This is a genomic window from Ruegeria denitrificans, from assembly GCF_001458295.1.
GTDB lineage: Bacteria > Pseudomonadota > Alphaproteobacteria > Rhodobacterales > Rhodobacteraceae > Ruegeria > Ruegeria denitrificans.
The window spans coordinates 49094-57574 of the sequence record NZ_CYUD01000019.1 but is presented as its reverse complement, the minus strand read 5'-3'; the positions used below and the strand labels follow the sequence as shown (position 1 = coordinate 57574).

General features: G+C 51.9%; 7 protein-coding genes and 1 pseudogene. 5 read left to right on the top strand and 3 right to left on the bottom strand.

The annotated features are described in order from the left end of the window. The 3 genes and pseudogenes from RUE5091_RS23685 to RUE5091_RS20720 all read left to right on the top strand — a co-directional run. Positions 1–104 (top strand): annotated as a pseudogene (locus tag RUE5091_RS23685) (putrescine ABC transporter permease PotI); the annotation flags it as partial. Beyond that, entirely contained in the window at positions 101–1441 is a 1341-nt protein-coding gene (locus tag RUE5091_RS20725) for a glutamine synthetase family protein (RefSeq protein ID WP_058283845.1), read from the top strand. The pseudogene RUE5091_RS23685 and the gene RUE5091_RS20725, both read left to right, overlap by 4 nt. Positions 1442–1576: 135 nt before the next feature. Next, positions 1577–2308, top strand: coding sequence for a type 1 glutamine amidotransferase (locus RUE5091_RS20720; protein WP_058283844.1), 732 nt, complete (start codon positions 1577–1579; stop codon positions 2306–2308). A 132-nt stretch (positions 2309–2440) separates the two neighbouring features. On the opposite strand, the gene RUE5091_RS20715 is transcribed toward RUE5091_RS20720, so the two are convergent. From RUE5091_RS20715 to RUE5091_RS20705, 3 genes are all read right to left on the bottom strand, one after another. Further along, positions 2441–2797, bottom strand: a complete 357-nt coding sequence (locus tag RUE5091_RS20715; protein WP_058283843.1) for a cupin domain-containing protein — start codon at positions 2795–2797, stop codon at positions 2441–2443. Positions 2798–2932: 135 nt separating this feature from the next. Next, positions 2933–4315 carry an aldehyde dehydrogenase family protein gene (locus RUE5091_RS20710; RefSeq protein ID WP_058283842.1) on the bottom strand — a complete coding sequence of 461 codons (1383 nt, stop codon included), beginning with the start codon at positions 4313–4315 and terminating at the stop codon, positions 2933–2935. A 20-nt stretch (positions 4316–4335) separates the two neighbouring features. Beyond that, positions 4336–5619: an NAD(P)/FAD-dependent oxidoreductase gene (locus RUE5091_RS20705; RefSeq protein WP_058283841.1), complete on the bottom strand. Its 1284-nt coding sequence runs from the start codon at positions 5617–5619 to the stop codon at positions 4336–4338. A 383-nt stretch (positions 5620–6002) separates the two neighbouring features. Between RUE5091_RS20705 and RUE5091_RS20700 the strand changes: the two genes are divergently transcribed. Further along, positions 6003–6620, top strand: a complete 618-nt coding sequence (locus tag RUE5091_RS20700) for a TetR/AcrR family transcriptional regulator (RefSeq protein WP_058283840.1) — start codon at positions 6003–6005, stop codon at positions 6618–6620. A gap of 253 nt (positions 6621–6873) precedes the next feature. Continuing rightward, the gene (locus RUE5091_RS20695; RefSeq protein WP_082643760.1) at positions 6874–8073 is read left to right on the top strand and encodes an MFS transporter; all 1200 of its coding nucleotides are present in this window, start codon (positions 6874–6876) and stop codon (positions 8071–8073) included. Positions 8074–8481 lie beyond the last annotated feature (408 nt).

Genomic DNA, 8481 nt, shown 5'->3' with positions numbered 1-8481 from the left:
TGATCGCGATCGTCACGGTCGGTGTCATCACCGCGTCGCTGGTCACAAAACGGGCATCACTAAAAAAGCAACAGGAAGAACAAAAAGCGGATCATCGTGCATGAGTTTTACTAATGACTACAAAGCCTTTTGCGCCGAGAGCGGAACACCTGACCGGGTTGAGCTGTTGCTCTGCGATCTCAATGCCGTGCTCCGAGGCAAATGGTTACCAGGCGATGGGGCCGACAAGCTAGAAAAGGGGGCGGTGCGCCTTCCCCTGTCCACCTACGCACCGGCCATAATGGGCAATGAAGTTGCGGAAACCGGCCTGGGCATTGAGGTTGGTGACCCTGACGGCGTTCTTGTTCCAATTGAAGGAACGCTGAAACCAGCGCCTTGGCTGCGAGGAAACGTGGCGCAGGTGTTGGTTGAGATGACCGACAAAAGTGGCGCGATTAGCACCAACTCTCCGAGGGCCCTGCTGCAACGGATGCTAACGCGTTTCAAAGACCACGGTTGGCGGCCAGTTGTAGCCACAGAGCTAGAATTCTACATCTTGCGTGCACGCTCGGAGCGGGCAGAAGCGCCGACACCGCCGTCGTTTAGCCCTGACGCGCAGAACTACGATATGGAGCTTCTTGCCAAACGCGAAGTGATCCTCAATGACATTATGGCGGCTAGTATAGCGCAAGGACTGGCAACTGACACTTTGATCGCAGAGTATGGCCAGGGCCAATTCGAGATCAACTTTCACCACACGGATGACGCATTGGCGGCAGCAGAAACGGCCATCCTGTTTCGACGTTTGGTGCGCGGCATCGTTGACAGCCATGGATATGAGGCAACCTTCATGGCCAAGCCATATGCCGATCAACCAGGCAATGGCATGCATGTTCATGCATCGGTGATAGATCGGGACGGCCAAAACATCTTTTCGCCCGCCAAAGATGGAGATATTGCGCAGAACTTGCGGAACGCGGTGGCGGGGGTGATTGACAGTATGCGCGACCTGCAAGCGATCTTTGCCCCCCACGCAAACTCTTATCGTCGATTTAAACCTAACAGTTTCGCGCCGGCGACACCCGATTGGGGTCTCGACAACCGGGCGGCGTCGGTCCGACTGCCCGAGATCAAGGGCCCGGGTGCGCGACTTGAACACCGTATTAGTGGGGCAGATACCAATCCATATCTGGTCCTAACTGCAATTCTCGGCGGAATGCTTCATGGGCTGACAACAGCTCCGTCCTTATCACTTCCTCTGGATGATCCCGAATGTGTACCCGCAGCGCCGCTTGGGCATGACTGGTCACTTGCCGTGGAACGGTTTTCCGGCTCGGATGTCGCCGCCGATTGCTTCGGAGATTACCGCGAAGTGTACTCGGCAGTAAAACGCGACGAAATTGCGACCATATTGGATCCGATCTCACCCGCAGAATACACATATTATCTCAGCCGGATGTGAAAAGAAAATCCAGTGATGCCGTAACAAGGAAAGTTAATTTGCTGGGCAACAGCACTTTCGTTGGGATTCAAAGCTGAAGGAAACTCGCTTTGGCTACAACATTGGCATCACTTTAGAAACAGAACAGGAAACAATATGAGCGACAAGAAAATCCGCATTGGAATTCTTGAAACAGGTCGGCCGCCGGTGGAGTTGGCGCAGGAATATGGCGACTACCCGGGTATGGTGCGTCAGTGGATGGGCGAGATTGATGCCGATTTCACCTCTTACGCCGTGCTGGACAATGAATTTCCATCAAGTGCAAAGGAAGCGGACCTTTGGATAATTACTGGCTCCAAATTCGGAGCCTACGAAGACCATGCCTGGATCGCGCCGCTAGAGGAGTTCATTCGCGACGCGCGGGACTCCAACCAATTGATGTTCGGCATTTGCTTCGGTCACCAGATCATCGCGCAAGCTTTGGGTGGTGTGGTACGCAAATCCGACAAAGGCTGGGGATTGGGTGTGCATCAATACCCTTCGACAATCAATTGGCCGGAAGAATTAGGCGGCGTGCCTGAAACGATAGCGATCCAAGCCTATCATCAGGATCAGGTCGAAGAAGCCCCTGAGGGAGCCGTGACAATCGCCTCAACAGAATTTTGCGAACATGGTGCCCTGTGGTATCCCGGTTTCGCGATCACGGTTCAGGGTCATCCGGAGTTCTCCAAACCCTACGCGAGCGCCCTTCTGGAAAATCGGCGGGGTAGCGTACTTAAGGACGAGGACGTCGATCAGGGCCAACTCAATATGGCGATTGAGGATAACCGTTCGATGTTAGCCAATCTTATCAAACAGCATCTATTGGCGAAGACATCTAAATCCTAACTAATCGCCTTCAACCTTGTGGTTTCAGAGCCCCCGATTTATCGGGGGCTCACTTTTTTCTACTGCAGCTCAGGCTGCCATCGACACTCGCCAGGACCAAGGCCGCTTGGAACCGCAACTTTCCAACGCAGGTTATGCCAACTCAAAAGCGGCGTAAATTTTGCGCACTGCAGTGACAGATTCCCATGTTCCTATGAACCCGGCGGGGATGATAAATGCATCACCTTCGGAATAGGTCCAGCTTTCCCCATCCTGATTTTCGATGGTCGCCGTTCCTTCGACCAGAACGCAAAGCTCATTTTCGGAATAGCTAACATTCAACTTGCAGGGTTCGCTGGACCATTGCCCCACATGGAACTGTTCCGTGCTGTCCGAAAAAGCATTCCACAACTTCGTTGCAGCGTTGCCTGATACAAGTTTCTCTGAGGAAATGTCGCTTTCGATTACAGGCACGTTCTGATCAATGCGTGTGATTGTTTGGTTGCTCATCTTTTGTGACTCCAAAAAATCGGTCCAGCATTACGCCGGACCTAGTTGAGGGAAATTCCATTGACCACCGCACGTGACAGCGCAGGGCACACAGATGTTAACCTTTGAGGTAACGTCTTTCTTGGCTACTGGCGTTCAGAGCACCTTTTTCAAGTGGTACGATTTCGGTCGAGTGAGCGAGTTATACCCAAGCACCGACAGAGTGGCGCCGCGTCCTGTATTCTTACAACCTGTCCAACAGACGGCCGGATCCAGATAGTCACACCGGTTCATAAAGACAGTTCCGGTTTCCACCTGGGTGCCAATTTTGGATGCGCGGTCTGCATCTTCGGTCCAAAGGCTGACAGTCAAACCAAATTCACTGTCATTCATCAGCTCAATCGCCTCCTCATCTGAGGAAACCTTCATGATACCAACAACCGGGCCAAAGCTTTCATCCCGCATCACGCGCATGTCATGCGTGACATCCACCAAGATCTGCGGTGCCAGATAGGCGCCACCGTCATCCGCAGGAAAATTGGCCGGATCAATCAGAGCTGTCGCACCGTCGGCGATGGCCTCTTTGACCTGATCCCGAACTTCTTGCGCAAACCGGACATTGGCCATCGGCCCAAGGGTCGTGCCCTCTTCCAAGGGATTTCCCAACTTCAGCTTGTTCACCTCAGCAACTGCTTTTTCGACGAATTCATCGAATTTGCTTTCATGAACGTAAACGCGTTCGATCCCACAGCAGCACTGGCCAGCGTTGAAGAAGGCGCCATCCATCAATGTAGCAACGGCCGCGTCCAGATTGGCGTCGTCCATCACATAGGCCGGGTCTTTGCCACCGAGTTCAGTTCCGACGGCGGTAAAGGTTCCAGCCGCAGCACGTTCCATCGCCTGGCCACCGCCAACCGACCCTGTGAAGTTCACAAAACCAAAATGGCCTTCACCAATCAACTCGGACGTGGTGCTGTGGTCAAAGAACACGTTCTGCAGGACATCAACTGGGAAGCCCACTTCTTCAAAGGCTTTCACGATGAATTCGCCGGCGATCAGAGTTTGTGCAGCGTGCTTCATGATGACCGAATTACCCGCAATCAACGCTGGAACCAGAGAATTGATGGTTGTCAGGAACGGGTAATTCCACGGCGCGACGATAAAGACGACGCCCACCGGTTCTTTCTCAATGCGGCGTTCGAACCTGTCGCTGTCTTCTGTCACGATGGGTTTCAAGGTGTCTTCGGCGATCTTGGCCATGTACTCGGCACGCTCGATGCAGCCGTTGAATTCAAAGAACAAGTCCTTCGGACGACCCATCATGTTGGCCACCGCCAACGCAGATTCGTCACGATGCGTGGCAAGCTGTTTGATCGCTTTGACAACCAGATCACGACGTTCCGCCACCGGTCGTGCAGCCCAAGCCTTGCCCGCAGCTTTGCTGCGTTCAATGCGTGACAACGCTTCATCTTTCGTCATTGCCTGGCGGGTCACATAGACTTCATCGTTGATAGGCGAGACGCATTTAATTTCCGTCATTACTTTGTTCTCCTCTGCGATCAGCGCAGCTTTTCCTTGAGCTTGTAGTACATCATGCCCACCGCTATGGCCTGGCTGCCAAGCGTGCGGGTAAATGGTAACTTCGTGTGGTGTACGTTCTCGTAGATCAGGTACTCGGTCAGATCTCCGCAGATGGCATCGGCCATGATCTCACCCAGAATATGGGTCAACGCAATTCCATGCCCCGAGTAGCCTTGCATATAGAATACATTCTCGCCGATTTTCCCAACCTGCGGAATGCGATTCAGGACGATCCCATCGATACCTGCCCAGCTGAACTCGATATCGATGCCTTTGAGGCGCGGGAAAGTTCGTTCTAGTGCTGGCCGCAATTCAGCACCGATGTCTTGGCTGTCGCGGCCGGAATAGTTGGTACCACCACCAAACATCAAACGGTGATCAGCCGTGCAACGGTAATAATCCAGAACAAACCGACAGTCGTAGACCGCCAGATTGTGCGGGTTGATTTGGCGCGCGACCTCTTCGCCTAGTTCGACGGTGGCCATGTTCGCCAACGAAGCTGGGAACATTTTGCCCTTAAGCTCTTTTTGTTCCAGGTGATGATAGGCGTTGCCTGCAATCAGAACCCTGTCAGCCACAACCCGACCGTGCTCGGTGATCAACACCGGTCGGCCCGAGCCATGCTCGATCTTCAAGACCTGTGAATTCTCATACACCATCGCGCCCAGGGACTCTGCAGCGCGCGCCTCTCCGACACACAAGTCCATTGAGTGCACATGCATATTGCGCCGGTTCAGCAAGCCGCCGCAGTAGATATCTGTTTCCAGATAATTTGGGATGCTTTCGCCATCGACCAGCTCAAGGTCGTCGCCCATTCCTCTTTTCAGCGCCTCATCATAGATCGCCTTGAGCTCATCTAGATGAGAAGCCTTCATCGCAGTTTGAAGGTGACCAAAACTCAGATCGCATTCGATACCGTATTTTTCGATTCTGTTCCGAATGATGTCGTGACCACGCCAGCGTGTTTTCCAGACCACATCGTCTGCTTCGCTCCCGACGGAGCGGCGAAACTCACGCGCCATGGCCTTATCGCCTGACAAACTGCCTGTAACCTGCCCACCATTTCGCCCGGTTGCACCCCAACCGACTTTGTTGGCCTCCAGCAACACGACCTTCTTACCTCGCTCTGCAAGTTCAACAGCGGTTGCAACTCCGCTGAAGCCGCCGCCGATAATTGCAACATCCACATCAGTGTTTTCTGCCAGTTGAGCAAAGCCCTTCGTATCGCGGGCTGTCGCTGCGTAGTAAGAGTTCGCGTGCATTTAGGTTCCTTTTTGATCAAATTTATATCGAGCCAACTCTAAGCGCAACTGTTGTTTCCGCAACCCTCTAATGCATTCTATTTAGGCGGCTATCAAAAATTTTCTTCCATCCTCACACCTGAAAGCGATTCGAAATTTTCGTCAAACAAAACGTTTTTTATCAAATGTTGACCAGCGCCCCCGACGCCTACAGCAGCAACCTCAGGCAACGGGGCTGTCAAAACTCAATCCGCTTCTTAGAGGCGCCAAAACGTCCCAAGCAATGGTTATGATTACGTTTCTCCAATTTGGGTATTTTCAATTTTTCAGTAGCTAACTGCAATTTTATAGTCAACTATATCTTTTTTATTGCCTCACGCTCGGCCAGAGACTATGACGAGCCAATGGCGGGTCTGCGTGAACAACAGAAAGAAAAAAGAAAATCGGCTTTACTGAAGTCTGCCGCATCTCTGTTTGGGAAGAGGCGCTACAGTGAAGTAAAGCTAGAAGAGATTGCGAAACTTGCCGAAGTTTCTCCGCGAACTTTGTACAGCTACTTCAGCACAAAAAATGAGTTGCTGCTGGCCGTTATTGTCCGCGATTTTGATTTGGCCTTCAAACGCGGCCAAGAAGTAATCGATTCAGACACTGTAAGCGCGCTGGCCGCGATCAACTCACTCTCCGTCTGTCATTTCGCAATTGATCATCAAGGACTTACGCGAGAAATGTGGCGTTTTGGAATTGCCGCGTTTGTCTGCGACCCGGATCCACATTTCGCCTTTGAATACGAGAATTGCCTGCGAAAAGTACGTGATCAATTCGAGCGGCTAGTCAACAAATTGAAATCCAACGATTTGCTGCCGCAATCCTTAGATTCCGAAATGTTTGCCCAAGTCCTTGAGAGCAGCGCGACGCAGCTTTTCCTCGAGTTTGTTCGAAACAGTGAAACGCCAATTGAAGCGCATCATTCCAAATTGAACACAATGAACGCTCACATACTGGGGCTGGTAGCATGTCGCTAACGAAGTGGGTCAGCATCTCGGGCACAACTGAATTGCCAAGCCCCGCGACAAGAGATTCCTCTTCCGGAGGGACAACGAATTGTTTCGCTGCCCGTAGATGCAACAGAAAGCAGAGAAGCGAGAAATCTCAAACTTAGGGTGACGCGCCTTGCGTCATGGGAATCGCGGCGGTCTTGGTGTCCGGCTTTCAACAGCAGAACATCATTACAACTGCAGAACAGAAGAAACCGGAATAGCCGGGAGGAGGCTGGAAATGAGTGATAACACCATAGAACCTGGAAGTACCCGAAGACGAACACTTCCACGAAACGGGGCTGCCGCAGGTTTAGTACTGGGCTTTTTGCTTGCTGCCACAAGTTTGATTGTGAACCTCGCCCCAATTGTTGTAACGGGTGTATCAGATGCCTATGGGCTAGATGCTGACACTGCTGGATTTGTCTTTGCGGCCAATGTTTTGGGTACGTCCTTGGGGGCTTTGGTCCTTTCTCCTCTCGTTGAAAAGATCAATTGGCGAAAATCAGCTGCTGTCACCATTGTACTGATGATTGGTGTCGATTTTGCAACGGCGGTACTGGGCATTAACGCAAACCTGTTCGTTCTTAGATTCTTGAGCGGGCTGGGCGTCGGCGCAATGATCGCGATGGTGTTTTCGGTTTACTCGAAGACCTCGCACCCTGAGCGCATGATAGCGTACTTCACCCTGCTCGTGATCTTTTTGTCCGGCAGCCTGTTGGTCATACTGCCGGTGTATATTGAAGAAGTAGGCATCAGCGTTCTTTGGTACACGTTAATCGTGTTCTACGCCCTTGCGCTGCTGACCTTGCCCTTCCTGGATAGTTACCCACCGCTTCCAGACAAAGACGAAGCCACCTCGACGCACCGTGCGCCTGCTTTGTTCATCGCATCTATTCTGCTGGCAGTCTTCCTTTTCCAAGTTGGGACAATGGCATCATTCATTTTCGCAATTGAAATCGGAATATCGCACGGCATGGATTTCGCAATGGCGAGCGGCATCGTCGGTGTGACGTACTGGGTTGGTGCAGCCGGTGCATTGTTTGTCATCTGGTTGGCCACAAAGAAAGGCCGGACAAAGCCACTTTTGTTCCTTGGAATACTGGTCAGTTTCGGGTCGCTGTTTCTCCTCTCTTCGTTTATCTGGGCGTTCCTGTTTGCCTGCGTGACCCTCTCCCTCGGGTTCTCGATGTATCTTCCATACCTCATGGGCGTGGCCGCAGAGATGGACAACACGGGTAAAGCTGCCGCATTTTCAGCGTTCTCCAGCAGCGTTGGGCTTGCCTTCGGTCCTGCTATTGGCTCGCTGCTTGTTGGCGACGATGACTTTAGCAAAGTCGTCTATTTGACCGCTGGCCTCTATTCGATTTCAGTACTCTTGGCCTTTGCACCCGCAAAGATGCTGGACAAGAAAAACTACTCTGAGAGGGTCACTTGGTAACAATACCACTGCCCAACTCCTGAGATGGCAGAGTGATCCAAATCACGGTCTAAAATCTGACCCTTACCGGGATACTTTCGGTAAGGGTCACGTTTGTTTAGTCGATCAACAATTGGGCAGTCTCAGCTGGGCCGGTAATCGGCAACTGAAACCAAGGAACATGCTGCGAAATCGTTTGAGCAAAGTCTCAACCTGCAAAAATCGTTTTCGGTAGTCACCGGGCGTCAAACTCACGATTTTATGAAACGTCTTACGAAAAGCTGAAACATCCGTATAAGCTGTCGAAAAGGCCTATTGAAACGTACTCAAGCAGCAGAGACAATACCCCAACAATCCTGGAAACAGATCCGTAAACGATCAGAATACGAACTCATGTTTCGACTGTTGAACAAAACCCTCAATCTGGAC

Coding starts and splice junctions, on each gene's coding strand:
- RUE5091_RS20725 (WP_058283845.1), top strand. CDS start 101: ATGAGTTTTACTAATGACTACAAAGCCTTTTGCGCCGAGAGCGGAACA.
- RUE5091_RS20720 (WP_058283844.1), top strand. CDS start 1,577: ATGAGCGACAAGAAAATCCGCATTGGAATTCTTGAAACAGGTCGGCCG.
- RUE5091_RS20715 (WP_058283843.1), bottom strand. CDS start 2,797: ATGAGCAACCAAACAATCACACGCATTGATCAGAACGTGCCTGTAATC.
- RUE5091_RS20710 (WP_058283842.1), bottom strand. CDS start 4,315: ATGACGGAAATTAAATGCGTCTCGCCTATCAACGATGAAGTCTATGTG.
- RUE5091_RS20705 (WP_058283841.1), bottom strand. CDS start 5,619: ATGCACGCGAACTCTTACTACGCAGCGACAGCCCGCGATACGAAGGGC.
- RUE5091_RS20700 (WP_058283840.1), top strand. CDS start 6,003: ATGGCGGGTCTGCGTGAACAACAGAAAGAAAAAAGAAAATCGGCTTTA.
- RUE5091_RS20695 (WP_082643760.1), top strand. CDS start 6,874: ATGAGTGATAACACCATAGAACCTGGAAGTACCCGAAGACGAACACTT.